Origin of the sequence: Bacillus sp. PK3_68, from assembly GCF_003600835.1 — a bacterium.
Lineage (GTDB): Bacteria > Bacillota > Bacilli > Bacillales > Domibacillaceae > Pseudobacillus.
Window position 1 is genome coordinate 896,300 of sequence record NZ_NQYC01000001.1, and the last position, 25,953, is coordinate 922,252.

A 25,953-nucleotide genomic window follows, 5' to 3' on the forward strand; every position below is an offset into this window, starting at 1 on the left:
TCGGAAAACCCAAAGAAGAAAGACTCACACAGACTGATTCACACCGAAGACTTTTACAGAAAGCTTTTCTCTCTTTTCAACTTTTCCAATGCGACATGATCGATCAAGCAATTTTTCATGAAGCACTCAGCTATGATAGACAAAAGAGACGTCAAACGAATGAAAGCTTCGTCGTCATTCTTTTATTTTGCCTTTGAATGCCTGTGGAACATCGTTATAAAATTTATGAAACAGGTAGACAAGATAAGCGTTTAAATCAAATTGGTCTTTATGAACAAAATTAGACAGTGTTAAATTATTTTTTCTCATCTTTGTTCTCCCTCCTCTTTATAGCATTCTTCACCCATAATAAATTCATTGTCATATGCCCACCAAGCTGCATACAAAACTTCTTCTAATTTCACTATAATGGAAAGCGCTTACAAAGTGAAGGGGTATTACAAAAAAAATTTCGACGAATTTCTTCAAATAGAAAAAAGAGAAGATACAAATGGCTGCATGTCTTTCGTGTGTGGTTTCTATCCGCTGACAGCAGTGAATACATAGATAGCAGCAGAGAGAAATCAATTGTTGTGAAGCTTATAAGCACCTTCCGTAAAACATGTATCATTGATTATTCTTTAGAAAATGATTTGCTCGCCAGACAACCCATTCTGTACATAATCGGCCATAAAAATATAGACTGTAATTTCTTAGGCTTCACCTGTATAGTTACAGTAACATGCCTTCAAAGGAGTGATTGATTTGTTTATGAAAATTACAAAAGAACAAAAGGAATTAATGATTGCTGACATTCAAGATTTCTTTCTACAGGAGAGAGATGAGGAGATATCTGAGTTCGCCGCAGAAAGGGTGTTGGATTTCGTTAAGGAATTGTTGGCTCCGCATTTCTATAATGTCGCCGTCTCCGATGCAAAGCATATCATTGAACAACAATTTTCTTCATTGGAAGATGAAATCTTAACGTTAGAGCGGCCCATAAAACGCTGAAAGCTAGTCACTCTGAGAGTGAATTTACTACAATTCACTCTTTTATTGTATTCTTTGCACTTGTATCCTTAAACCAGTTACGGCTTTCGATTCTTCATGACTCCTATATAGAAGCGGCTAGGTTTGCCTGGCTTTGTTCGGATAAATAACAGAAAAGCCAGCCATACTACTACTGGAAGGTGGTGTATTGGTTATGGTTTTCCCTACCGTGCATACAAACTTTTGGGATGCTGTCATCGCAGTGCCTGTAGTCATGATCCTAACACAGCTAATAAAAATGTTCTTTCACACACCTAAGTCACTCGTTCCGCTTATAGCCCTTTTTAATGGTTTGCTTATATCTATCTTTATCAGCCACAATGGCCATCTCACCGCAGGATTATTTATGGGCTGGTTCTATGGTTATGCAGCAATAGGTTCTTACGCTTCTTTAAAAACGAGCGTTCTTTCCTATCTAAAAAAAGTTAGACGTGAGTAATGCGCCTTTTGCTGTCGTTTATTTGTTAAGCTTGAGAAAGTGACTCTCCTGATTGTCACTTTCCTTGAACTCCTTCCTCTCCCTCTCACTACCCGACTTCTATTTTCTTTCATGCTATTCTTAAGAACCCTCTTCATTTAATCAAGAGAATGACTCCAATTGATTAGAGGAACGTTGTTAAACACACTGGCCAGACCTACTCTAGCAAACCGATTTACTATAAACTCCCCCTATTCTCGCAATTAGCAATTGACCATGAAAACCGGCAATGATAGGATTAGAGAATTAAAGGAATAAAATAACAATCCCATCTTCAATACTTGACAGTAATGTGGATTTAAAGGAAGTGCCCTATTGTGTCAAATCAACAAGATTTAGTACGCGATACCAGCCAGGACCGTCTTCATGCTGATTGCGGAAGCTGTTTTGGCTTGTGCTGCGTTGCTTTACCTTTTGCCGCTTCAGCAGACTTTGCCTTGAATAAAGATGGAGGGGCTCCTTGTTCGAATTTACAAACGAATTTTCGCTGCAGTATTCATAAAGACCTGAGACAAAAAGGGTTTCGAGGCTGCACGGTTTATGAATGCTTTGGCGCGGGACAAAAAGTTTCCCAAATTATTTTTAAAGGAAAAGATTGGCGAAGCGCCCCCGAAACGGCCAAGCAAATGTTTGATGTATTCCCTATTGTACAGCAGCTTCACGAGATGCTTTGGTATTTAACCGAAGCCCTGACATTAGAAGCTGCCACCCTCATCCATAACGAACTTCGCTCGGCTCTAGAGAAAACAGAACAGCTTACCCATCTCAGTCCTGAGGCTATTGCTGAACTGGATCTACCGGCGCATAGATCTGATATCAACCTTCTGCTTTTGCGTACTAGCGAGCTCGTACGAGCGGGGGTATCCCCGAAACAAAGAGGGGCTAAGAAACGCCAAAAGCCTATCGGCAGAGGAGCCGACTTAATCGGGGCCAACCTTAAAGGCGCTAATCTAAGGGGAGCAGATTTAAGAGGGGCTCTCCTTATAGCTGCTGATCTCCGGGAAGCGGACTTAAGAGTAACTGATCTGATCGGCGCCGATTTTCGGGATGCGGACCTTAGCGGAGCTGATCTTACAGGATGTATTTTTCTTACGCAAGCCCAAGTGAATGCAGCGAAAGGAAACACCAAAACCAAGCTCCCTTCCGCGCTAACTCCTCCAGCACATTGGTCATAACAACGAGTCAAAAAACCCTTCTTACTTGGGACTGACCCCTATTTTTGAGACAGGGATCAAAACACCTTTAAGCAGCCAGCTGCCGATACTTGACCGGTGGCTGGTTGTTTAGTTTCGCTTGAATACGGATATGGTTATAATAGTGAATATAGCTTTCGACAGTTTGCTCTACGATAGCCGTCGTAGTGCTTGTCAACTCGTCGAGATAGAACGTTTCAGACTTTAGCGAGGAATGAAACGATTCGATGGAGGCATTATCAGAGGGTGTCCCTTTCCGGGACATACTCATGGTAATGCCTTTTTCTTTGACTGCCTGCTGATAAGCATAAGATGTGTACACAGATCCCTGATCGCTGTGCAGAATGCATCCCTCTGGGAGGGGTGGCAGCTGGGCCAGCGTATGTAGCACAAAATCTGTATTCTGGCAGCTTCCTAAAGAATAGGCAATGATTTCGCCGTTAAATAAATCCTGAATACTTGAAAGATACAGCTGTTTCTGGCCAAAAGGCAAGTATGTAATATCTGTGACGAGCTTTTGAAGAGGCTGATTTGCCTGGAAATCTCCTTTTAACAGGTTATCGGAAATATGACAGGGCTGTCCTGTTCGTTTGCGTTTCTTCACTTTTACCCGGCACTGCCAGCCATACTTCTGCATTACACGCTGTACCGCTTTATGGTTAATCGACATCTCTCGTTTTAATAAGGCCGTGATTTTACGATAACCATATCGAAACTTAAGGTCCCGGCACAACGTGCCGATTTTTCGTTCAACGATCTGCCTGGCTGTTTCTTTCCGGCTCCTGCTCTTCCAGCGATAATAAGTGGATCTAGCAATGCCGAGATGCCGGCATATTTCCCTGACGGGCATGCTGGTTTGGAGTTCTTTTACTAATTCTACAGCTGTTTCTGGGACCACTTCCTCTCCAATTCTTTGTACTTTTTTAGTACTTCAATCTGCTGTTTCAAATACCGATTTTCTTCCTTCAGTTTCTCTGTTTCACTTTCATACTCAGCCCCTTTTCCGAAGGAATACTGCTTGCCCACTGGCTGTTCAAATCGATGAAACTCGCCTGCTTTGTACCATTTCATCCATGTTTTAAGCTGTGTCTTATTTCGAATGTTTAATTCCTTTAAGACTTCTTTGACCGGCACCCCAGCTAATCTCATTTTTACAGCCTTCATTTTTACTTCCGCTGGATAACTGACTCTTGTCCCCATAGAAAAACACCTCCAAGTTATTTTCGAGTATCCCATACTCGTTTTCAACTTAAAGGTGTTTTTTATTTGTCTCACTTTATGGGGTCAGTCCACTTAAACAAGAAGGGCTTTTTAGTTCCTTGTTATATATATGTCTTATCAACTAATTTTTTTCGCTGTGCTTGCTTTCTGGCTTTTGAGCGACAATTTGAATGACATGGGACAAACCATTATGCATTTCTCCTTCGTGCCGGACTACTTCCCCCATAAAAAAATGAATGATACGCCAATCGGAAAATACTTCTAAAAACTCTTCCGGCGCATATAAAAGATCAATGTCTTGCGGCCCTCCGCTTTTATAAGGAATTTGGTAAAGAGAATAAACCTCTGTCACAAAATACCCTTCCGGCTTCACCGCTTCCTTAATATTACGAAGCGTTTTTTGCCGTAATTTTGTTGGAAAATGCCCGAAAATACAAACGACCTCATCCCATCGGTCTCTCTCCCATTGTGCCTCGTTCAAATCGACCAGCTCTGTTTGAACAACTGTTCCTCTTGAAGCAGCAAGTTTTTTCGTTTTCTCTAATCCAGACTCAGCATAATCCCAAGCAGTGACCTTCATTCCCTGTTCCGCTAAAAAAACTGCATTGCGTCCTTCTCCCTCTGCAATGGCTAATGCGTCACCTGATAACTGCAGTTTCTTTTGGACCTCTTCTAAAAAAACGTTGGGGTGCGTTCCATATACATACTTTTCATTTTGAAATCGGTTATTCCACCTATTCATCTGTCTCTCTCCTTTCATGCCAATCATTCTGTCCATCTTTTTTGCAAAATGGATTATGATTCATCTTCTTGCACTTATACGTGTGTACAACCTTTCTCTTCGGGCCTACACAGCTAAAAGTCTGTCCAAGAAGTCCTCAGCCCTAACAGAATTTAAAAAATTAGAAACCATTTACAAGCAAGGTCGCTCCGCATTCTAGATGTACTTACTCATAATAGTATTATAAAATACACATGGGGGTATACCAAAATTTATGTGACTGCTTAGCAAAACACTTGTTTACACAGTAAAAGTGATCAACTCTATTGGATGAAAAGTTGATCACTTTACTTTTTATTATAGTGTAGTTAAAAACATAGAAATTTGTGGAACATACGTAATGATTAACAAGTCGACAATCATGATAAGAATAAATGGGACGACTGCACGAATAAGCCTGTCGTATGACACGTCTGCAATCCCCTTAACGACAAACAAATCTAAACCAACAGGTGGAGTAATAAGTCCTATCGATAAATTCACCACCATGACAAGCCCAAAGAAAACTGGATCTATCCCGACTCCTATAGCAATCGGTAACAGCAAAGGCGTTAAAATAGTGATGGCTGCCGAAGCATTCAAAAAGCATCCGGCAATAAAGAAAATAACATTAAATAAGAATAGAATTATATACTGGTTGCTGGAAAGGTGCATGACGAGAGAAGCAAGTTGTTGAGGAATCTGTTCAGCCGTCAGAAGCCAGCCAAAAAGATTGGCCCCAGCTATAATGAATACTACCATTGCTGTCATCTTCGCTGCATTTAGGAAAGCGGCAGGCATATCACTCCATTTCATATCTTTATAAATAAACTTACTTACAACAAATGCATAAGCGGCTGCTACAGCTCCGGCTTCTGTCGGCGTAAAAATCCCACCGCGAATTCCAAAAATAATAATCAATGGCAGAACTAGCGCCAAAACTCCTTCCATCAGTGCTTTTTTGAAAGAAACAAACTCAAATTTTCCTTTTTCCTCCAAATAATTCTTTTTCTTAGTCATCCAGTAATTGACGAACATAATCGATAATCCGATTAAAATGCCAGGAATAATGCCGGCAGTGAACAAATCTCCAATAGACACCCCTGCAGTCACTCCGTACACAATCATGGGAATCGAAGGAGGAATGACGATAGCAATTGTGCCAGCACTCGCCACAGTAGCAGCCGCAAAACCTTTATCATAGCCTTTTTTCTCCATCATCGGAATCATCATTTTTCCAACCGCAGCTGTATCCGCAGCGCCTGAGCCCGATACACCAGCAAAAAACATAGCTGTTAGCGTGGAAACTTGGGCAAGCCCCGACCTAATCCATCCGACCGTTGCAAAAGCAAAACCGGCTATCCGTTGTCCCATGCTGCCTGCCATCATGAATTCCCCGGCCAGCATAAAAAATGGAATGGCGAGCAAAGGAAAGGAATCTACTGAAGTCAGCAGCCTCTGCGGCACTACCTCCAAAGGGACGTAATAAATGCTAGTAACAAAACCGGCTATCGAGGCCCAAATAAGCGAAATAGCAATAGGGACACCGAGGGTCATAAGTAAAAAGAGAAGGGCAATTACGACAATTGCAATCGTCATCTACTTCACCTTCCTTTTTTATAGTTGGATGTCTGTTCCTGCTTTCCTCCCAGACGATCCGCTGCTCTCTACTTCTTTTGTTCTTAGCAGTGACAGATGGGCAATAGCATGAATGAGACATATAACGGAACTGACTACAACTGCTCCGTAAATCCAGATCATATTAAGCCCGAGGGATGGGGAAATTTGCTGGCTCGCGAATTTTAAAATACGTAAGCCATAGATGATCAAAAATACAAACAGCGCTGAATTTATCACTTCAATGAATCCCGCCATTCCCATTTTCCACTTTTCAGGCAAGCGATTAATGAATACTTCCACTCGTGCATGGCCTTTATTTTTATATACAGTTCCGATTCCAAGAAAAACCACCCAAACAAACAAATAACGTATCAGCTCTTCTATCCATGTAAGGTTAAATACACTGAAATCTATCATCGGAAGAGCTTCCTTTATTATAGAGCTTTGAAGAATAAACCGGGAAACCACCTGATAGACGGTTCCAATAAAAGCTGCTGAAAATAAAAAAATAATTATGACACGGCTCGCCTGGTCAATCCTGAAGCTAAGTTTAGGGAAAAATCCTCTCATTTTTTTCACCCTTTATTTTAAGTTTTCCACTTCTTGGATCAGGTCCTTGCCAATTGATTCTTCAAACTCTTTATATACGGGCTCTGCCGTTCTCTTAAATGAGGCCAGGTCAGGTGCCTCCTCAATCTGTATATCACTTTCCCTCAATTGTTCTAACAGCTTTTTTTCCTCTTGCACAGCAAGTTTCCTTTCATATTGAATGGCTTCTTTAGCGGATTTTTTTATCACTTTTTGAAGGTCGGAGGGCATCGTATCGAAGGTCGTCTTGCTCATCAGAAAAATGGCAGCATCATAATTATGTGCAGTTAAGGTGAGGTACTTTTGAACCTCATGCAGTTTATTTAAGTAAATTTGGGCCAGAGGGTTTTCCTGTCCATCGACCACTTTCTGTTCTAAAGCGGTATATAATTCCCCAAAGGGAATAGGCACCGGAGCAGATCCTAAAGCTTTGACGAAAGAAATATAAGGAGGAGACTCTTGAACGCGAAGCTTTAAACCGGAGGCATCATCACTTGTTTTAATCGGCTTTTTATTATTGGTCAGGTGCCTCCATCCATTTTCCATATATCCTAAGTTAAGCAATCCTTTACTTTCCAAACCGCTTGCGATCTCTTGGCCAATGTCTCCGTCTAAGACCCGAAAAGCGTGTTCCCTGCTTTCAAATAAGTAAGGCAAATTAAGCAGATTGAACTTTGGGGCAAAATTTGTTACTGGAGCAACAGAGCCAATGTGAAAATGAATGGAGCCAATTTGAGCACCTTCTATTTGATCACGGCCATTGCCTAATTGACTGCTTGGAAAAATATCAATTCGGACTTTTCCATTAGATCTTTTCTCAACTAATTCTTTGAATTTTAATGCCCCTTTCTGATAGGGATGTGTCTCGGTCTGCAAATGCCCCAGCCGCAACACATACTCTGCCTCAGCTTTGCCTTTTGTAGTTGCATGGGAGCACCCGCTCAGGATGAATAAAAGGATGATCAGCAGATAGGATAAGTAAAGTTTCACTCAATAATCCCTCCTTTTCTGAGGTAAGCATTTATAAAACTTCTTATAGACCGAGATACTGCCGTTCTACCCAATCACTAAAGAGAGCTTATAAAATGCTTCTCCTATTAATGATATTTATAAGGAAAGCGTTCAAGTACATTAAAAAAGAAGGGAATGTCTGCAGAAACTTTTTCTCGCCCCTGAGCAATGATTAATTATACGTATCCCTCAAAACCTTCATATTTTGTTCCTTCTCACTTCTGTATTCTCAATAAATATATCATTCAACAAGCAAATGGCCATCAACCGTTCCGCTGTACGCTTTATGCAGCTAAACCATGTTTTCTATCAGCGAGCCACAGTACCTCTTAAGTTTCCATACTTTGAGTAACAGTTCGAGCCGGAAATTTTATATTGAACTGTTCACCTATTTCCATTAATTCTTTCTCCAGAGGAGCAGCTAGCTGAATGCCAGTTTCCTTGCGCTTTTGTTCCTCCCGCTTTCTTCTTTCTCCCGGATAACGGATTTCCTTTATGCCCGGTACTTTGGAAACCTTTTTCATTTCCTCTAGCAGGTTTTGTATGGAAGGAAAGAATGTCTCTAAATCCATAAACTTTTCCGTATCTATTAAAATGAAAAAGTGTCCCACATTTGCTTTATCCTCCTCTTCCTCGTTATATATATTTTTAACATAAGGTCCAAAAGCCGCTCCTGAAAGCACTCCTGCCAAGAGTTCCACTGCCAGTGCCAGCGCCGAACCTTTAGGCCCTCCCATAGGCAGGACAGAGCCTTTTAACGCCTCCTTAGGATTGTTAGTGGGCTCCCCCTTTTGATCGATTGCCCAGCCATCAGGTATAGAATCTCCTTGCTGATCAGCAACCATAATTTTCCCTCTTGCAACTACGCTCGTTGATAAATCAATAATCACGGGTGTATCGTTTCCTGTAGGAAATCCGAAAGCAATCGGATTCGTGCCAAAAAAAGCCTGCTTTCCTCCCCAAGGCGCTATTCCAGAAGGAGAATTAGTAAAACCTATGCAAATGATATTCCGCTTGCACACTAGCTGACAAAAGTACGAGGCAGCTCCAAAGTGGTTGCTGTTTTTAATAGCAATAGCGACTATTCCCGATTGCTTCACCATTTTCATGCCTTTAACCAAAGCATGATAACTGACTACATGGCCAAGTCCATTATGGCCATCCACTACAAGCACCGAATTATTTGCTTTTAGCTGAATATCAGGAGTCGCATTAATACGGCCCTCCAGCAGCCTTTTAACATATATAGGCAGACGACTGATTCCATGGCTATCGATTCCCTCCAAATTTGCCTGGATTAAAGAGGCCGCTACAATCTTCGAGTCGTCCTTTGCCATTCCACTCTTTACGAGCACCGTCTCACAAAAACTCTTTAAGTCCATCGCTGTATAACTGTACACTCCATGCTCTCTCCTTTATACTTGCATAAAATTGAATGATCATAGATTCAAGGAACTTTTTATGGACTGAACAACAGGGCGCCTCCCCTTTCGACTGGTCGTTTTAATATTATGAATATGAAAAAAGCTATCCATCCTCTACTCTTTTATATTAAGATGACGAAAACTCTATACTTTATAGCAGTCACCTACTATGCACCAGAACGGAGAGCTTCCTTGCCTGGTTGTTCGTTTAAAAATTCTAAAAGCTATTTATAAAAACGCGCCTGCTAGCAGGCGCGTCAATTAGAAACGGTATGTAAGTGCTGGCCATGTTTAAAAAACCTTTTTCCATGCTTTGAGCAATGAAATAGGTACTGGTAGTCATAATAAAACAGCAGAACTACTTATAAAAATAAAGTACTTTTCACTGCTCCTTCCTTTTGCTTCCCATTTAAGTTTTCTTATCATCCACTCTCTGGACAAATCCTGCCATAATCACCAAATAAAATAAGGAAGCCTCCTTCCTTAAAAATGGGCTTCCTTGCTGAAGGCATTATTTTAATTTTTCCTGCAGGGCTTTCTCTACATGACTTGGTATGTATTCAGATACGCTGCCATTATGAGAGTAAATTTCCTTTACGATACTCGAACTAAGAAAGGAATATTTTTCACTTGAATGGATGAAAAATGTTTCCGCTCCTCTGTATAAGCTTTTATTCACCATGGCCATTTGTGCTTCATACGCATAATCCGTTACTGTTCTTAAGCCTTTAACAATGGCCCTTATATCGTTTTTCTTCATATAATCGACAAGCAAGCCTTGAAATGCCGTTACTTTTATTTTTTCGTTGCCAACGAACGCTCTTTCAATCATCCCCTTCCTCTCTTCAATAGAAAAGAGAGGACTTTTCTTCGAATTCACCATGACAGCTACTATTAGCTCATCGAAAAAATCACTTGCTCTATTGATAATATCAATATGTCCATTTGTAACCGGATCAAAGCTTCCTGGGTATATAGCTTTCATTTCATTCTCCTGGTTTTTTGTTAATAATAACATTTGCCTCGGTGTGATTGGAATAGTTTTATCTTTTCCATGTTAATTTATCCAATGCTCCTTTACTCCATTGCGGCCTGGCAAGGTCTTCTTTTTATTACTTGGACAGCTTAAGATGCTACTTGAATTCCAGATTTTCCTTTCATTCATATATGTAAATCGGAGAGAGAGCGATATTATTCATACCGGTCATCTTTCCGTATAGTTGGATGGAAGAGCTTAACTTTGGATGCACCTCTATCCTTGCTTTCCACTCGGTCTTTTTCATCTTTCTTTAACAATCCATCTAATATTTTTAAAGCGTCCTCAAACTCTTTATAATTAATTTGCTTAGTCGCCAATAAAGAGCAAAGCATCGCATAAGCAACCGGTTTAGTATCCATCTCTACTATGACATGAATATCAACATCAGAATTCCCGCTATTTTCAACTTCCGCTTGTCTGAATTCATTGTCATCCATTCTTCTTTCCCAAAATGGTCGGCTATTTCTATAGCCAAATGGAAATCTTTGTGGCTCAGCCATTTTATTTTCTCCTTTCCATTCATTTTTAGGTGGAAAGAACAGCTGACTCTTCCCACCCTATAACATTAAATATCAAATCGTTGATTCTGTTCTTGATCTTGGTCTTGGTCCTGGTCTTGGTCTTGGTCTTGGTCTTGATTTGAATTTGCTCTTGAGCGTACCCTTGCAGTAGAATCTGAATCAACACGAATATCGAAACGGACACTCGTATTACCGCTGTTAGAAACTCTTGCAATGTTTGTATTACGGTCAATGTTTTTCAAGTCATTGTCATTATCATTGTCATTTCGCAAATCAATTTCATCTCTATTTTGCAAATTGCTTCTTACGTCAATATCATCTTCAATGTCCACATTTGTTCTTACGCGGTTTTCTGAATTAGATCTTGAATTTCCGTTGTTGCCATTGTTGCCTCGGTTTCTATTGCCTCGGTTGTTGCCTGGGAACCATATTTCACTCATGCTTTATCCCCCTTTCTGTTTCTTACTATAATTTATTCCTCAGGAATGTTTTTGAATGGACAAACTTCTCAGGTTATTAGCTTGTTTTTGTGAGAAAGAATAATATGAGAACGTTTGTCACAAGATATATGTTGATTGGACTCTATATTAGAAATGAGGATAAGTCGATGTACTACTATAAAGAGGAATTAATCAATATTATTAAGCCTGATCAGCCCGATCCTGAAGCCGCAAAAGTCCTGCAGGAGATCTTGGGTGGTCATTTTGGTGAAATGCGAACCATGATGCAATTTTTCTTTCAGAGCTCTAATTTTCGAGGAAAAGACACCCAATATCGCGATTTGCTCCGCGGCATATTCTTAGAAGAAATTGCCCATGTAGAGCTTGTTCAAAATACGATTAATCAATTGCTGAACGGCTCGGGAGAATCCGCTGTTCCGGGAAATGCTGGGATGGACGGAGCTCCTCTTGATGATGCGGTTAGGCATGCCAATCCCCACCATTATATTATTGGCGCCCAAGCCTCCCTTCCCGTAGACGCGAGCGGAAATCCATGGAATGGATCGTGGGTATACAGCCACGGGAACCTCATTGGGGACCTGCTTGATAACTTAGTTCTTGAATCTACTGGAGTTTTGCAAAAAACACGCATTTATGAAATGAGCTCCAACCAAACATTCCGTGAAACACTCGCTTTTTTAATCGTCAGGGATAACGCCCACCAAAATGCTTTTGCAAAGGCACTCGAGACACTGGGCGTTGATTGGGGTAAGCTATTCCCTGTTCCTAATTATGATATCAATAAATATCCTGAATGCAGAAAATATGTGGAAATGGGGTATCATAATGCCCAATTTAACTTTAGATTGGATCCAACAAGAATCGGTGAGATTTTCCAAGGACCATCACCGAGCCGGAACAAGGGAGACCTGTCGGTTATAGATCCGCCGAAAGGTTTTCCTGTTCCAGCCTTACCAGAGATGCCTAACGAACATAGCCCTGGAACAAGGGATTTAAATTTCTAAAAGTAGGTTTAGACAAAAATCCTACTAGTTGACGGCAAAACGGATTTTTAGCTTCTTTTTGTCCCGGCTATACTTTAGTCAAACCTATAAAATAGGCTGTCCTCTTCCAATTAGACTAACATGGAGGGCAGCCTTCCTTTCGTTTCTATATTTTTTCATCTAGAATTTTCAAGTGACATATTCCGACTATTTTTTGCATTTTTTTCATTATCCCGGTTGCCCTTCTGCTAAATAAATAGTAATATGGTCGTGGACCCTTAGTCTAATATATACCAAGCGTTTTATCCATTGAAGAACAAGCAATTGAACAGTAACTTTTACATGCTTTGTCTCTTTTACATCGCTTTATTATAGGCACTCCACTGTTCATCTATTGAACGATTGCTATAATTCATTGAGGGGCAAACTCCATGAAAATGGGGGACGCAAAGCCACGGGCCTACAACAGTGATTCTGTCATGGCAGCCGGGTTGCCAAGTTGAATATCTTTCAACTTGCTTATACAGCATTGCCTTCTCTGAATGTACTGTAAATTTTAGTGAAGGTGTGAAATATGGAGAAATCAGTATTAGTCGTTGACGATTCACTTTTTATGAGAACTTGGCTAAAAAGCATTTTAAAGGACAATGGTTATGAAGTATTAGAAGCAGCCGATGGTTTAGAGGCGATAGATTTCTATGCTCTTTATAAGCCGAATCTAGTTTTAATGGACATTACGATGAATAAATTAAATGGTATAGAAGCTTTAAAGGAGATTATGTCATTGGATCTTTCCGCGAAAGTGGTCATGTGTTCTTCTCTGGGCCAAAAACAGCTTATAATGGAAGCTCTAAAAATAGGAGCTAAAGATTTTATTGTGAAGCCTTACTTTGATCGATTAATTCCAGTGCTGAATAATGTAAATTAATTTCTGACAGACTAAAGCAGTAGCTGTTCTTGAGATTATTTTAACTTTTCCTATCTTTATAGCATTCTGTTTTATTCTTATCCTTAGCTTCTCTCTCCCTTTTAAAGGGGGTGTCGCAAGCTATGAAGGACTTCTATTTTTCTTTTCATCAAATGATGTAACTTTTTTGAATCTTCTGTCGAAACACTTTTTCTTCGTTTTTTCTGGTTGTATAATATATCCAAACGCGTACGAACGTGAATTTTCAGATATATGATTAGGAGAGATAAAAGGTGGTTATACAGGAAACACTTGAAGAGTTAAGTATTCGAATCAATCAGGTGCGTCATTTAATGATTTCAACCGGCCTGCGCAAAGGGCTCGATGATGATGAGACTTTAAAATATAGCGAAGAATTGGACGAGCTTATTAATAAATATCAACTGGTTACCTGGCCTTGCCTATCAAAAACTAACTGAGCAGACTATTGGTTTTTAATCTAACTGCCTTCTATCGTTTGCTTTTCTATTAATAGATTAAAAATTTCCCCAGCTTTCTTTGCATATCTTGCTCATTTCTGGGTAAATTACTTGCAATCAAGGTTACGGCATCCACCTTCACACGCCAATGCCAACGAGAAAAACCTTGATTAGCCGGGCCAATGTCCGGCTTTTTCGTTATTTTCTTACTCCATTAAAAAGGAGAGAATCACCCAATTTAACCATTTTAATGAATATGACGAACAGACTCTTCCTGCTATAAGGTTAGAATATCATACCACTAATCGCCCTCTAGCGCTGTTTCTGTTTTTCTAGCAGTTAAACAATAAAAAGTCCTGGCCTGTCGTTTGATTATCTTATTTATCAAACGACAGGCCAGGCTGCTTAACAATGATTTATGGAAGGATGGCTATAAAAGGATGAATCACTCTCTATTCTTCCTTTACGCGCATTAAAAATCGTTTCGTCCGTTCTTCCTTAGGGCGACTAAATATTTCTTCAGAGGTGCCTTCCTCTACGATAACTCCTCCATCCATAAAAATAACACGATCAGCGACCTCTCTCGCAAAGTTCATTTCATGTGTTACTACGACCATGGTCATCCCTTCTTGTGCTAAATCTTTCATAACCTGGAGTACTTCCCTCACTAACTCCGGGTCTAATGCAGAAGTAGGTTCGTCATAGAGCATGACCATCGGCTTCATGGAAAGCGCGCGTGCGATGGCTACCCTCTGCTGTTGTCCTCCTGAAAGCTGAGAAGGGTAGTGATCACATCGTTCACCGAGCCCGACTTTTTCAAGTAATGTTCTTGCCAACTTTCTTGCTTCCTCGGGTTTCACTCCTTGAACAACTACGGGCCCTTCCATTACATTTTCAATAGCCGTTTTATGTGGAAACAAATTAAATTGTTGAAAAACAAATCCTGTGCTTTTTCGTAACTCTCTGATTTCCGATTTTCGCTTTCTATTGGATACTCCGTCTGCTAAAACTTCATGCTTTCCGATTTGGATGACCCCTTCTGTCGGTTCTTCTAAAAAGGTTAAACAGCGAAGCAAGGTAGATTTACCAGAGCCGCTTGGACCCATTAACACTACTACTTCACTTTTATTGACCGTTAAATCAATGCCTCGAAGAACTTCGTTCGTGCCAAATCTCTTTTTAAGATTAGTTAATTGAATAATACTCATAGACCTCTCCCTTTACATCGATATTGAGAAGCTGTATTTTCAAAGCGCAATATGCTGGGAAGTACGTTTTTCTAATTTGTCGAGCATGATAGAAAAAACCGTAATAATAATCCAATAAATAGCAGCTGCTAATAAATAAATCGTTAACGGCTCAAATGTTTTAGCGATAAGAAGAGATGACATTTGCAAGAGCTCTGTAACGGTAATAACGGATATAAGGGAGGTATCTTTAATCAGAACAATAAATGTGTTGGACATAGTTGGAATAGCAATACGAAGACTTTGAGGAAGAATAATTCTTCTTAAAGCCTGCCAATACGTCATCCCCAAAGATACAGAAGCCTCCATTTGGCCTTTATCAACAGATAAGATGGAAGCACGAAAGGATTCTGACAAATAAGCTCCGGCATTCAAGCTCAACGCAAGAATACCTGAAGGGATAGGATCTAACTCAATGTTCACTTGAGGTAAGCCATAATAAATCACAAAAACTTGCACCAATAACGGCGTTCCCCGAAACATAGACACGTAAGCCGACGACACAACCTCTAGTAATTTGATTTTTGATATCCTTGCTAAGGCTGTTAAAAAACCAAGAACAAGAGCTATTAAAATGGATACTACCGCCAGAAAGATCGTCATTAAGGTGGCATTTAATAATGTTGGCAAAGACTCAATGATTATTGATAAATCCATGAAGTTTCCTCCAATCTCACTATCTTGCAATTCAAAGAATATGCTGAAAGGGAAAATCCCCGTCAAACTAACGCTTCTTCTTTAAAGAATATCTCAATCCCTAACTTGCTTAACTCTTCTATAAAAGGGTTGAATTTTTCCTTAATGATGACATTTTCAATAGGCACCACTCCCGTATCTGTTACCTTTTTCAATGCGATCCAATTAGTGATTAACATGGCTGGGAGAGCAGTCGTTTTTGCCATGGATGTAATGTTCCTCTCCTGATCGTATAGATCAATCATTTCCCATGTATATTTTGTCTGCCGTCCATCCTTTATGCCACTTACTTCCACCCTTACAACGGTAATGTCTTCCTTAGAGCCTCCTAGCATTTTTGGGGCCAATACTTTTTCTGAATAAGCGCGAGGGCTGATTTGATACCCATTAATCTCTATAGGTTGTTCATCTAAAAATCCTAACTGTCTCAGAGTATCCATCTTCTCCCAATGACCTTCATAGCGCACAGTTTTCTCATATAGCTTTTTCACTTTGTCTTTGAGCGTATAGGCCGTGCTATGTGCATCTGTAATGACTGCTTCACAATGACCTACAGGATCAGGGAACGTTAACTTTTCCAATCCTGACAATGGAGGCAGTTCGACCAGCTCGCCGTTTTCGGCCGCCAGCGCAGGCCTTGTGTAAAGTCCTAATACGCTTTCTAATCGAAATACTACTTGGTACCATAATGGAGGCACCGGATATCTTGGAATCCCTCCACAAATCATTACTGCCTCGTCTGCTTCATCCAGCAATTCGATCCCTTGAGCAGCGAGAAAGTTCGTTATCCCCGGGGCTACACCACAGCCTGGCATGATAATCACGCCTGCTTCTTTTGCCTGTTTATCTAATTTCATTTTTTCCTCAAAGTTTGATCCGACGAGATCTACCAAGTGACACTTGGCTGATATAGCCGCTTTGATAGCTGGCAAGCTTAGGGAATGCGGCAAGCATGCCACCGCAATATCTACATTTTTCAACACCTCTTCGATGGCTTGCTCCGTCTGAAGAGAAGCTTCTTTTCCAATTGCTTTTGGGTTATTAGCAACTTCTAAGCATTTCTTTACACTAGTTGAATTTCCATCGACTGCAAGAACGGATTCAATATTAGAAAACTTCACAAGTTCACTTACTACGGTTGTACCAATCATTCCAGTTCCTAAAACAGCTACACGCATATCAACAACCCCCTTATTAGTCTTAAAAGAGCAGGGGTATCTTGAAGAGTCAGATACCCCCCTTTCATTTTGATCTGAACAGTTTATTTATTCAGCGGTTCAGTCCCAAACCACTTTTTGTAAATTTCATTGTACGTACCATCTTCTTTCATTTCAGCTAAAGATTTATTTACCTCTTCTAAGAAATCTTCATTGCCTTTTTTAACGGCCATCCCAATCTCATCTTTATTTAAAATATCGCTTGAAATTTGAAGAGGAAGATTGTTCTCTTTGATGTTATAACTCATTAATAATTGGTCATTGATAATCACATCTAGTCTTTTATTCACCAGATCCTGTACATAATCATTTACAGCTTTGTATAATTTCACGTTTGCTCCATCAACGCTTTTAGCAACTTCTTCAAAGGTAGTTCCGCCTCCTACCCCAACTTCTTTGCCTTTTATATCTTCCAGCTTTTTGATGTTGCTGGTATCTTTTCTAGTAATTAAAACCGATCCGGTAACAACATAAGGATCTGTAAAGTCTACACTCTTTTTTCGCTCTTCAGTTACTGTCATCTGCCCAATGATAATATCAAATTTATCCGCCTTCAGTCCTCCGATCAGACTATCCCACTTTGTTGCCACAAATTCGGTCTTTGCCCCTAAACGCTTAGCTATTTCATTTGAAATATCTACATCAAATCCTTTGTACTTTTGGTTATCATCCAAATAATTAAATGGCGGGTATGTCCCCTCAAAACCTACTTTTAAAGTCTTTGAGTGTTTAACTCTATCCGTTACTTTTTGCTTCTCGTTCCCGCTAACCGCTTTTTCTCCACCGCATCCCGCCATCATGCTAATGAGCAACAACACAACAATTGATAGACCAAGTCTTTTCTTCATCCCTATAACCCCCTTTTTTAATAATCATTTTGGTAGCGTTTTCATTTGGTGATTCCTTGCTTTTCTTTTGAAAATTAGCCTCTAACATGATTGAAATATGTAGATCAAAATTGTAGACCAAGATTGTACTACAATTTATTTTAGTGTATACTAAAGAAAATATAATTGTCAATATTTTTAGAAAATTATAAACAATATAACTTTTTCTCTTTTACTTCAAACAGGAGCAGGTGAGTATTTCTATGAAAAATCATTCAATGGAACACTATGTATATGACCATATTAAAACGGCTATCTTATCCCGTAAGTTAGCACCCGGAAAACAGCTAGTTGAAAATAAAATTTCTAATACACTGCAAGTAAGTAGAACTCCAATTAGAAATGCTATAAAGAAGTTAGCTTTAGAAGGGCTCGTTGATATTATTCCGAATAAGGGTGCCTTCGTAACGAGTCCAACGAAAGAAGAAATTATTCAAGCTTATGAATTAAGAGCTACCTTGGAATTTTTAGCAGCCAGCCAAGCGATGAAAATAATGACTGAAGCAGACTTTGAAGAAATAAAAGAAAATATTAAAGAAGAAAATAGAGTGTTATTAGATAAAGACTCTGAGGCCTATGTTAAGTCTAATAAATCTTTCCATGTAGCGATTACTAAAAAATGTAATAACAAATTTTTAAATGACTTTATTGATCGGCTTATTAATCAGACGAATATCTATCTGCTTCTCTATGACGAATTTTTCGATAACCCAGAGCAGGAGCCTTATAGCCCCGAAGAACATATGTATATTCTAAAGTTGATGGAACAGCAAAATGAAGATGAACTAAAAATAGCTTTGGAAAATCACTATAAGCGAGCTCTTAAGAGCCTTTCCATTCATTACACCGAATATAAAGAACTAGATGAAATTTTTTAACCTTTTACAAAAAAACGACTCGTATAAACAGCAAATAAAAAAATGACCAACGATATTCAGCTAAGCAGCTGAATATCGTTGGTCATTCATTTTTATCTTTAGCCTGCAAATTTAAGTAAAAGAGAAGGATTCTATTTTCAGGAACACGTATTTCCTGTAAATTCAAGCTGTGAACAGTGAACAGATAATTATTCCAAACGCGGAAATTCAGACATCGAAAACGAGTGCACTTTGATACGAAAATTTTGATAAAAGATTGACCTCTGCTATAAGAGCTATACTATTTTCGATCATTCAAGCTATTTACACTACTACCTTCTTCCCTTTTTTCTAAGGCTTTGTCGTGTAGGTCTCGCTAAAGAACATGATGCACTCGATTTCTCACCATTCATTTGCTTTCTTCCATAGAGCCATCCGTTAGCGAATGAAACCAGCTTTTGTCTTCTGAATCCAATGCCATGTTAATATGCAAATGTGTCAAAGCCTTTGCATCTTCCGACAGAAGCTCGCTGTCGGCTCTATCCAATTGATGATGACTAAACCGTTTTTCACCCTCTGCTTTTCCGTTTTTGATCACACAGACAAGCGCTCCGTAGTCATCCGATTCAAGAACATATCCCTTTGCGTTGTGATGTTTTATCTCTACCCAGCTTCCTTCTTTATACATGATTGCCGCCTCCTTTTTATCAGACTTTCCACTTTTTTCTTATTTTAATCGTTGAAAAAGGCGGTGCCGCCAGGTTGTATTCAAAGAATTAAATCTTTGCTAGTATATAAAGTGTAAAAGCAACGAAAGGAGAATACGATGGATCATAAAGTAGCCTTACTATTTATTGGCGTCGCTGCCTCTTTATGGGGAATCATTGGCGCATTTGTTACCTATCTATATGAAATAGGATTTACGCCGGCACAAGTAGTTGCCTTACGCTCTTTATCCGCCGCTTTGTTTTTAGTCCTATATGTTTTTACTAAGAACCGCCAACTTTTAAAAATTAAAGTGTCGGATAGCAAATACTTTGTGGGAACTGGCATTATCAGCATTGTCTTTTTTAACTGGTGCCTTTTCAGTGCCATTGAAGAAACATCTATTTCTGTTGCCTCCATCCTTCTTTATACAGCACCCGCTTTCGTCGTTATTTTTTCGAGGCTGCTATTTAAAGAGGCACTAACCGCACGAAAGATATCAGCTCTTGTTGTTACATTTGTCGGCTGTTCATTTGTGATTGGCATCTTGCCTAGTATGAATGAAGCCATCTCCTTATACGGTTTTATCTTAGGCCTTGGCTCCGGTCTTTTTATGCTCTTTACAGCATATTCGGAAAGTTCGCTCTCCAAAAATATGACTCTTTAACTGTTACTGTGTATACATTTTTGTTTGCAGCTGTCGCTATTACCCCTTTTAGCGGCGTCTGGTTGGCCGGCCCTTTACTGTTGAACATAAAAGCCTGGATATGTATCATTGGCTTAGGCTTTTTCTCGACCGCCCTGCCATTTATTCTTTATACAAAGGGCCTAAGCAAGATAGAGTCTAGTCAGGCATCTATTATAGCTACTATCGAACCCGTCGTCGCCTCTCTTGTAGGACTTTTAATTTTTCATGAAAGATTAAATGCCTGGCAATACTCTGGCATTGTGATGGTCATTTTAGCTGTGGTGATTGTGCAAGAATCCAAACAAAAGGCGAACAAGCAAACGCTTATTTCGAAAAAATCTTCTTAAACACAAGGCATTGCTTGTTTGCAATGAGAAAACCTTCCCTTGCCAGTGTGTCATCAGCAGATACAACAGCATATGCTATGAAATAAGGAGGCGATTCACTTTTATGAAAAGGTATCCCTACAATCATGCGAAAGCCAATTCCTTATTTCCGCCTGGCCAATACTCCTATTCAGATACATTCTCGTCTATAATGAAAAGCTTATCCCCTTCTTATACGATCAAGGCAGAACCTGTGTTTCTCGATCACTTGCTTATACATGTAGGTGAGGACATCCGTGTAGTTATGGGAACGGATTCTCTCGAGGGTACGTTAACTGGGGTGGCCATTGACCATCTTCAGTTAACTATAGATGGAATAAGCTATCATATTCGTTATCCCCATATTACCTACTTCAGAAAAATCTAATCTCTCTTCACCAATATTCCTGCGTCCTAAGACGCTTTTTTATTGACTGAGCTCTTTTCAAACATCAAATTGTTTAAATATTCTGTAAAATGTGTTATGGTTAATTCTACAAAGAAAAGGCCTATATGGTAATTTGGCTTAGTCCCTTTCCATGATCTTAAGAAAGGAGTGCTAGGATGTCTTTAGACAAGCTGAAGGAAATGTTAGAAATGCTGCGCTATTATAATACCCTAGAAATTACTCATACATTCAGCAATGGCAGGCAGCCATTATTATCAGTTTGTTGTTTAAACAACACGACAATTATCCAAGTAACAATGATTGAGAACCAACTGGTTCAATCCTATGACTGTGTAGAAGAAGCCGCCGCTATTATAGATGAATGGATCAATTAACTTTCTCCTATGAAACTTCCACATATGTAGGCGGCTTATCTTTCTATATTTTTTATTTCTCTATTGTTGGGTTTACGTTCTTTTTCAGTTGGGTAAACATAAAATCTATATTTATGGATATACTTTCTTAACACTTTAAGGAAAGGAGAGTTGAATATGGCACCCATTGATTATTTTGCCTGGGCCATCTCCATGCTCTTAGGCATTGTCTTTATTAGCTCTTTAATCATCTTATCCCGAAAACCAAGGTTTTTCTCTGAAAATGAAAAGAAATCTTCTCAGTCAAATAAGTAAACATTCTCCAGATGTACTTCCAGCAACCGGCCATCATACTCTTTGCTCAATCGATTGCTCCCTTTTTATTTAAATTCCAACTATAATCAAAAAGAAGACTGATTATCCAGTCTTCTTTTTTGCTTTACACGAACCAAACGCTAAAGCTCTGTAACTAAACAAGATGAAAAACTAATCAAAGTTTTTCATCCCTGCTGCTCTTCTTGTACTGAATCATTAGTAGATCTTTGCTGAATGACTACATGTTGGGGCCTTCTTGGGTAATTTGCCTTTTCTGAATCATCGGGGCCTGTGAGGGTTCCTCTTTGGTCTAAGTTTCCGTATTCCACCTGTGTTCTATATTCCTTTTGATTTCCTCTTTCCATGATAATCTCCTTCCTCAAATTATTGTCATAAGCAAAGGATTTGTCTTTCCATTATTTTTCTAATTTGTACGTCCGTCCAATCGCTGATTATGTTTCTTCATATAATGTAGTAATTCCGTTACAAAGGAGGTAAAATCTATGGGTTACGGCTACGCTGGTGGCGGCGGTGGCGGCTACGGCAGCGGCTTCGCGTTAATTGTTGTGTTGTTCATTCTCTTAATTATCATTGGCGCAACTTTCATGGGAGGCTACGGATACTAATTTGTACACTTTAAAGAATGGCTACAAGTGATTGTCCCCTTCTCACTGTATCCTTTCTCTCGTTGCTTACAAACCAGACAGAGATCACTGTCTGGTTTTTTATTTTTTGTATTAGGCTGCATTTTATACATATCACTGTATTCTTCGTTTGTTTACGAATATCCTTTGTATCCAGGACTTTCTTGGATATATTTTTTTATTTAAGTTACATTAATAATGTTGACAGTGATATTAAAAGATCCACCTCTGCCTTACGCCTACATGTTATTGAGACTGCATGAGCAGAAGAAATGAACAAAACAATCAAAAATGTAACAAAAAGCTAAGTTTTCCCCATCTAAGCCTTAAGTTCTCCGTTGACAATGATGCCTAGTTTCTTGAAAGCAAGAATAACCAGTATAAAATTATGCGGGATGCGATAGGAGGAAATCTGCATGGAAATTCGTGAAGGCTTAATTCCAACAGCTTTAGGTACAGCAGTTACAGCTGCGGGATATGCTCTAAAGCAAAAACGCGACTCAAACAAAATGATTGCCAACACTGTTTTTGGATTTGGTCTAGCGCACATTGTCTTGGGCTCTATTGATTTACTCCAGCATCGCCAATAACGCAAACAGGCAGGCCAAATTTTGCCCCTGCCTGTTTCTTATATTCTTCGCAACAATAAAAACCCCTCTCCTCAAAAAAGAGAAGGGTTTTTCAAGCCATCTATTTATTTCCAAGCATTTAACTAGTTACTTTTACAAATTCCCATAGGTTTTCAATTGGGCAGATTCCATAACGCGGTGCATGTGTAAATTCATAACAGGCATAATTCTTCCAGCCGTGAAGATTTACTTTGATTTCCCTCTGTTCGTCTTCCAGCCAAACAAACTTCCAATCTCCATTTAATAGATTGAGCAACTGATCACTGGTTTTTACATTTTCAAACGAACTGAATAGATCCGCCATTCTTCCGCCTCCTTATTCACTTACTATACAAATTCTTTACTTTTATGTAAATTCCTCTAAAAAGTTTCTTTTCCTCTTTCATCCTCCCTTCTCTCTTCATTGTATGTAAGAAGAAGACGTAAAAGAATGATTAATCATGTAACATTATTAGAAGTTTTGTCGAATACCTTTCTAAACTTAAAGGAAGCGGCCATAATATGTAATGTTGTGTCTTCTTCGCAAATATATTTGTCCGGGAGAGTTAGAAAATGGAGAGATATGAAATGTTCAATGATCTAATTGAAGAAATCAATTCTAAACGAAAATTAATGATTAAAGTCGGAACAACTAAGGGACTTCATCACTTTGAAACCATTCAATACAGCGAAGAGCTAGATAAACTGATCTACAAATATCAAAGGTTAACTAAGCTTTCCAACAACTAATTTTTGGGTATTTACTGCTGTCCATGACTTAGCTAAAAAGAATCTTAAGAAAAAAGCAAAGGAGTGTGAGATAATAGAAGGGGATTAAAATAAAAATTAGGAAGTGATAAGATGGCTTATTATAATAACAGACGTGAAGAGCCTTTGCCAAGTGAAGATATTAGCACCTGGGAGTGCACCTCAGAAAATTGCAACGGTTGGATGCGCAAGGCATTTTCTTCTGTTGAAACACCTGTCTGTCCATTTTGCGGCAGTTCAATGGAAAGCGGCACTAGGCATACTCATCCTTTGAAAAATAACACTGTACATAAAGAGTAGAAGCGAAAAAGCCTGTTAAGATATAGACATGGTCTATTCTAAAACTATCAGGCTGATTGAAAACGTTTGGCTTCCAAGCTCCATCCTGATGAGAAGCAAACAATGAGCGTTCAAGAAAGCGAGCGTTATCAACAGCCTGATTCACTTTCTTTTTTACTCTTTATAAGGTATAAGGTAAAAACCATTATTTTCTGACCATTCTCCGTAAAAGACCTCCGTTATATCTTCTACTCCTTCTCTCTTTAATTCAGACCTCAGCCACTCTTTGTCTTTGCCAACTTTCTTTAGCTCTCTTTCGTCTATTGTCCCTTCATCCACAAGCAAATAAGTTGCCTCGTTTTCCTTAGGCTTAATATTCATCATAGCAGGCGTGATAGCAGATTCTTTTGCTTTTGGCAGCACGCTTAATGTTCCACTCGTTTCCAATGTAGCATGTTCTACTTCAGCCAGTGAAAAATACCCCTGACTTCGAAGCAAAGTTCGTAATTGCTCCATTTCTATATGGTTCTTCTTTAATTCCTTTACATTGATTTTTCCTTTGACAATAATGTCAGATGATTCTCCCTTTAACAGCTTTCTAAACCAATTTGACTTCATCACTAACTTTTCAATTAGGTAAATGAGCGTTCCCCAAAGCAAAATAGCATAAATCACTTGAAAAATAGAGATTTTTTCATCAAAAATACCTTCTTCTAAAAAGCTTCCAAGCAAAATTAAATAGACAAAATCAAATGGAGTAATTTGGGACAGTTCTTTCTTTCCGAGCAGCCGAATGACTATTAGCAAGCTCACTAATCCAACAATAATCTTTAGTGTAATATCTAAATACATGAATTTACCTCCTGTGGCAGGCGCGGTTGTATCCTTACCATCCCTTTCCCTATTTCATTCCCCATGAACCTTCCAATTTATCTCTTAAACCTATCGCCCTACATCCTAGCAGAAGTTTCTTCCCTTCCACTCCCACTTCCTTTAATTCTTTAGCTGCTGAAATTCCTAAACGGAAAAAGAGCGAACCTGTTATTTGAATAAACAGGTTCGCTCTTTAACTTATCGCTCTTGAATGATTGCTATTTTAAAGGCTTTGCTACTTTCTCTTCACCAAGCCAATCAGTCAGCTCGTTAAATATATCCGCCGCATTTTGCCAGCCCAAATCGTACAACTTTGTCAATTTGCGCGGGTTGCGTTCGATGCGGCCGACTTCAAGCGGCTGCGTTGGACGAATAACAAAGGCTTTGTTCTCTTTTTGAAGCTGGTCAATATACTCAACTGTCCGATTATAATGTCTCCATCTTTCTTCGAGCGTTCTTACTACTCCTGGATAGGCGGCATACTTACGTCTTATCATAAAATTCAGGCGGGAAGGTTTTTTCATATAACCTTCATGCTGGGTAAGGATAATAACATTGCGGCTGCAGCCATCCTCTTCCGCTTTCCTGACCGGAATAGGGTCACTCATTCCCCCATCAAGCAGCTCATACCCTTGGAAAGAAACAATGGGAGCAGCAAACGGTAACGAACTTGATGCCCTGATTGGCATTAATAACTCTTCTTTATATTCTTTTCTGCTAAAGTACACCGGCTCACCTGTATGACAATCCGTTGTACCAATAACAAATTCTGTTTCACTACGATTAAATTCATCATAGTCAAACGGCACGATTTGGTTAGGAATAATATCAAAAACATAATCCATACCAAATAGTTCACCTTTCCTAAAGTAATTCCGCAGCGAAATATACTTTGGATCACGGATAAAACCAATATTTACCCGCTTATTTCGGCCCCACTGTTTAGAGATGTAGGACGCGGCATTACAGGCTCCAGCTGAAACCCCAATCACATAGGGAAACTCTATTTTATTCTCAAGAAAAAAGTCGAGCACACCGGCTGTATATACTCCTCGCATGCCGCCGCCTTCTAGAACGAGACCTGTCTTTGTGTGCATGTTCACCCACTCCTTTTCATACTATATTGTATCAGACTCTCTCCACTGACACGCTTGATTTGCTTAAGGAAAAGCGGATATTTTATAAGAAAAATTTTTTACGAAATCAGGTGAAAAATCTATTTTCAAATAGAAAAAATTTTTGTATGATAGATTTAGCTTTAAAACAATTTGATGAGTATTAGGGAAGGCAAATGGTGCGCCACCAGCTTCTTTAGCTGGTTCTAGTGG

General features: G+C 39.3%; 34 protein-coding genes and 1 riboswitch. Of the genes, 16 read left to right on the forward strand and 18 right to left on the reverse strand.

The features are described from left to right. Positions 1-744: 744 nt before the first annotated feature. From CJ483_RS04650 to CJ483_RS04660, 3 genes are all read left to right on the forward strand, one after another. The gene (locus tag CJ483_RS04650) at positions 745-990 is read left to right on the forward strand and encodes a DUF2164 domain-containing protein (RefSeq protein WP_120032344.1); all 246 of its coding nucleotides are present in this window, start codon (positions 745-747) and stop codon (positions 988-990) included. A gap of 193 nt (positions 991-1,183) precedes the next feature. Continuing rightward, positions 1,184-1,468 (forward strand): hypothetical protein, encoded by a 285-nt coding sequence (locus CJ483_RS04655; RefSeq protein ID WP_120032346.1) that lies wholly within the window; start codon positions 1,184-1,186, stop codon positions 1,466-1,468. 356 nt (positions 1,469-1,824) lie between these two features. Further along, positions 1,825-2,682, forward strand: coding sequence for a pentapeptide repeat-containing protein (locus CJ483_RS04660; RefSeq protein ID WP_259455571.1), 858 nt, complete (start codon positions 1,825-1,827; stop codon positions 2,680-2,682). A 67-nt stretch (positions 2,683-2,749) separates the two neighbouring features. Here CJ483_RS04660 and CJ483_RS04665 read toward each other — a convergent pair. The 9 genes from CJ483_RS04665 to CJ483_RS04705 all read right to left on the reverse strand — a co-directional run bounded on the left by CJ483_RS04665 (position 2,750) and on the right by CJ483_RS04705 (position 11,324). Beyond that, positions 2,750-3,900, reverse strand: a protein-coding gene (locus CJ483_RS04665) for an IS3 family transposase (protein ID WP_120031181.1) whose coding sequence is annotated in 2 segments (ribosomal slippage) — positions 2,750-3,627 and positions 3,627-3,900 — 1,152 coding nt in all. Because the reading frame shifts where the segments join, the coding sequence is not laid out codon by codon here. Between the two features lie 142 nt (positions 3,901-4,042). Beyond that, positions 4,043-4,663, reverse strand: coding sequence for an SAM-dependent methyltransferase (locus CJ483_RS04670; protein ID WP_120032351.1), 621 nt, complete (start codon positions 4,661-4,663; stop codon positions 4,043-4,045). 336 nt (positions 4,664-4,999) lie between these two features. Beyond that, entirely contained in the window at positions 5,000-6,280 is a 1,281-nt protein-coding gene (locus CJ483_RS04675; protein WP_120032353.1) for a TRAP transporter large permease, read from the reverse strand. 18 nt (positions 6,281-6,298) lie between these two features. Beyond that, positions 6,299-6,871 (reverse strand): TRAP transporter small permease, encoded by a 573-nt coding sequence (locus CJ483_RS04680; RefSeq protein ID WP_120032355.1) that lies wholly within the window; start codon positions 6,869-6,871, stop codon positions 6,299-6,301. Between the two features lie 12 nt (positions 6,872-6,883). Then, positions 6,884-7,879, reverse strand: coding sequence for a TRAP transporter substrate-binding protein (locus CJ483_RS04685; protein WP_120032357.1), 996 nt, complete (start codon positions 7,877-7,879; stop codon positions 6,884-6,886). A 350-nt stretch (positions 7,880-8,229) separates the two neighbouring features. Beyond that, positions 8,230-9,300: an Ldh family oxidoreductase gene (locus CJ483_RS04690; protein WP_259455572.1), complete on the reverse strand. Its 1,071-nt coding sequence runs from the start codon at positions 9,298-9,300 to the stop codon at positions 8,230-8,232. A 535-nt stretch (positions 9,301-9,835) separates the two neighbouring features. Next, positions 9,836-10,309, reverse strand: a complete 474-nt coding sequence (gene coaD / locus CJ483_RS04695) for a pantetheine-phosphate adenylyltransferase (protein ID WP_120032359.1) — start codon at positions 10,307-10,309, stop codon at positions 9,836-9,838. 206 nt (positions 10,310-10,515) lie between these two features. Continuing rightward, on the reverse strand, positions 10,516-10,863 hold the full coding sequence (locus tag CJ483_RS24380; protein WP_182916966.1) for a hypothetical protein: 348 nt from the start codon (positions 10,861-10,863) through the stop codon (positions 10,516-10,518). Between the two features lie 65 nt (positions 10,864-10,928). Then, positions 10,929-11,324 carry a hypothetical protein gene (locus CJ483_RS04705; RefSeq protein ID WP_120032361.1) on the reverse strand — a complete coding sequence of 132 codons (396 nt, stop codon included), beginning with the start codon at positions 11,322-11,324 and terminating at the stop codon, positions 10,929-10,931. A 167-nt stretch (positions 11,325-11,491) separates the two neighbouring features. Here CJ483_RS04705 and CJ483_RS04710 point away from each other — a divergent pair, with 167 nt between their 5' ends. From CJ483_RS04710 to CJ483_RS04720, 3 genes are all read left to right on the forward strand, one after another. Beyond that, complete coding sequence (locus tag CJ483_RS04710; protein WP_120032363.1) at positions 11,492-12,349, forward strand: manganese catalase family protein; 858 nt, start codon at positions 11,492-11,494, stop codon at positions 12,347-12,349. 390 nt (positions 12,350-12,739) lie between these two features. Then, a riboswitch (cyclic di-GMP riboswitch) is annotated at positions 12,740-12,827 on the forward strand. A gap of 75 nt (positions 12,828-12,902) precedes the next feature. Next, positions 12,903-13,256 (forward strand): response regulator, encoded by a 354-nt coding sequence (locus CJ483_RS04715; protein WP_120032365.1) that lies wholly within the window; start codon positions 12,903-12,905, stop codon positions 13,254-13,256. Positions 13,257-13,528: 272 nt separating this feature from the next. Beyond that, on the forward strand, positions 13,529-13,714 hold the full coding sequence (locus tag CJ483_RS04720; RefSeq protein WP_120032367.1) for an aspartyl-phosphate phosphatase Spo0E family protein: 186 nt from the start codon (positions 13,529-13,531) through the stop codon (positions 13,712-13,714). 452 nt (positions 13,715-14,166) lie between these two features. Here the strand turns inward: CJ483_RS04720 and CJ483_RS04725 are convergent, their stop codons facing one another. From CJ483_RS04725 to CJ483_RS04740, 4 genes are all read right to left on the reverse strand, one after another. Next, a complete protein-coding gene (locus tag CJ483_RS04725; protein ID WP_120037801.1) occupies positions 14,167-14,916 on the reverse strand; it encodes an amino acid ABC transporter ATP-binding protein in 750 nt (249 codons plus the stop codon). A gap of 45 nt (positions 14,917-14,961) precedes the next feature. Next, positions 14,962-15,618 (reverse strand): amino acid ABC transporter permease, encoded by a 657-nt coding sequence (locus CJ483_RS04730; RefSeq protein WP_120037803.1) that lies wholly within the window; start codon positions 15,616-15,618, stop codon positions 14,962-14,964. A gap of 62 nt (positions 15,619-15,680) precedes the next feature. Then, positions 15,681-16,835, reverse strand: a complete 1,155-nt coding sequence (locus tag CJ483_RS04735; RefSeq protein ID WP_120032369.1) for a saccharopine dehydrogenase family protein — start codon at positions 16,833-16,835, stop codon at positions 15,681-15,683. Between the two features lie 83 nt (positions 16,836-16,918). Further along, a complete protein-coding gene (locus CJ483_RS04740; RefSeq protein ID WP_120032371.1) occupies positions 16,919-17,722 on the reverse strand; it encodes a transporter substrate-binding domain-containing protein in 804 nt (267 codons plus the stop codon). Positions 17,723-17,964: 242 nt separating this feature from the next. Here CJ483_RS04740 and CJ483_RS04745 point away from each other — a divergent pair, with 242 nt between their 5' ends. After that, on the forward strand, positions 17,965-18,639 hold the full coding sequence (locus tag CJ483_RS04745) for a GntR family transcriptional regulator (protein WP_120032373.1): 675 nt from the start codon (positions 17,965-17,967) through the stop codon (positions 18,637-18,639). Positions 18,640-19,027: 388 nt separating this feature from the next. On the opposite strand, the gene CJ483_RS04750 is transcribed toward CJ483_RS04745, so the two are convergent. Next, complete coding sequence (locus CJ483_RS04750) at positions 19,028-19,306, reverse strand: hypothetical protein (RefSeq protein WP_120032376.1); 279 nt, start codon at positions 19,304-19,306, stop codon at positions 19,028-19,030. A gap of 138 nt (positions 19,307-19,444) precedes the next feature. Here CJ483_RS04750 and CJ483_RS25440 point away from each other — a divergent pair, with 138 nt between their 5' ends. From CJ483_RS25440 to CJ483_RS04780, 7 genes are all read left to right on the forward strand, one after another. Next, entirely contained in the window at positions 19,445-19,990 is a 546-nt protein-coding gene (locus CJ483_RS25440; RefSeq protein ID WP_342753692.1) for a DMT family transporter, read from the forward strand. Then, positions 19,951-20,358 (forward strand): EamA family transporter, encoded by a 408-nt coding sequence (locus CJ483_RS25445; protein WP_342754521.1) that lies wholly within the window; start codon positions 19,951-19,953, stop codon positions 20,356-20,358. Before CJ483_RS25440 ends, CJ483_RS25445 begins: the two co-directional genes overlap by 40 nt. Before the next feature lie 103 nt (positions 20,359-20,461). Then, positions 20,462-20,764, forward strand: coding sequence for a DUF2642 domain-containing protein (locus CJ483_RS04760; protein WP_120032378.1), 303 nt, complete (start codon positions 20,462-20,464; stop codon positions 20,762-20,764). 176 nt (positions 20,765-20,940) lie between these two features. After that, positions 20,941-21,159: a hypothetical protein gene (locus CJ483_RS04765; protein WP_120032380.1), complete on the forward strand. Its 219-nt coding sequence runs from the start codon at positions 20,941-20,943 to the stop codon at positions 21,157-21,159. Positions 21,160-21,315: 156 nt separating this feature from the next. After that, positions 21,316-21,453, forward strand: a complete 138-nt coding sequence (locus CJ483_RS24385; protein WP_182916967.1) for a hypothetical protein — start codon at positions 21,316-21,318, stop codon at positions 21,451-21,453. A gap of 503 nt (positions 21,454-21,956) precedes the next feature. Continuing rightward, a complete protein-coding gene (locus CJ483_RS04775) occupies positions 21,957-22,079 on the forward strand; it encodes a YjcZ family sporulation protein (RefSeq protein WP_120032385.1) in 123 nt (40 codons plus the stop codon). Positions 22,080-22,513: 434 nt separating this feature from the next. Continuing rightward, complete coding sequence (locus tag CJ483_RS04780) at positions 22,514-22,687, forward strand: asparagine synthase (RefSeq protein ID WP_120032388.1); 174 nt, start codon at positions 22,514-22,516, stop codon at positions 22,685-22,687. Positions 22,688-22,805: 118 nt separating this feature from the next. Here CJ483_RS04780 and CJ483_RS04785 read toward each other — a convergent pair whose 3' ends face one another. Further along, positions 22,806-23,030, reverse strand: a complete 225-nt coding sequence (locus CJ483_RS04785) for a hypothetical protein (RefSeq protein ID WP_120032390.1) — start codon at positions 23,028-23,030, stop codon at positions 22,806-22,808. A gap of 248 nt (positions 23,031-23,278) precedes the next feature. On the opposite strand from CJ483_RS04785, the gene CJ483_RS04790 reads away from it, so the two are divergent. Together CJ483_RS04790 and CJ483_RS04795 are read left to right on the forward strand one after the other, a co-directional pair. Further along, positions 23,279-23,455, forward strand: a complete 177-nt coding sequence (locus CJ483_RS04790; protein ID WP_120032392.1) for an aspartyl-phosphate phosphatase Spo0E family protein — start codon at positions 23,279-23,281, stop codon at positions 23,453-23,455. A 111-nt stretch (positions 23,456-23,566) separates the two neighbouring features. Beyond that, positions 23,567-23,773, forward strand: a complete 207-nt coding sequence (locus CJ483_RS04795; protein ID WP_120032394.1) for a cold-shock protein — start codon at positions 23,567-23,569, stop codon at positions 23,771-23,773. On the opposite strand, the gene CJ483_RS24390 is transcribed toward CJ483_RS04795, so the two are convergent. The 3 genes from CJ483_RS24390 to CJ483_RS04805 form a co-directional block, all read right to left on the reverse strand. Further along, on the reverse strand, positions 23,727-23,918 hold the full coding sequence (locus tag CJ483_RS24390) for a hypothetical protein (protein WP_182917182.1): 192 nt from the start codon (positions 23,916-23,918) through the stop codon (positions 23,727-23,729). The two genes, CJ483_RS04795 and CJ483_RS24390, sit on opposite strands and share 47 nt — an antisense overlap. 8 nt (positions 23,919-23,926) lie before the next feature. Further along, positions 23,927-24,604: a DUF421 domain-containing protein gene (locus tag CJ483_RS04800; RefSeq protein WP_120032396.1), complete on the reverse strand. Its 678-nt coding sequence runs from the start codon at positions 24,602-24,604 to the stop codon at positions 23,927-23,929. A 239-nt stretch (positions 24,605-24,843) separates the two neighbouring features. Then, positions 24,844-25,722: a patatin-like phospholipase family protein gene (locus tag CJ483_RS04805; protein WP_120032398.1), complete on the reverse strand. Its 879-nt coding sequence runs from the start codon at positions 25,720-25,722 to the stop codon at positions 24,844-24,846. Positions 25,723-25,953: the final 231 nt, after the last annotated feature.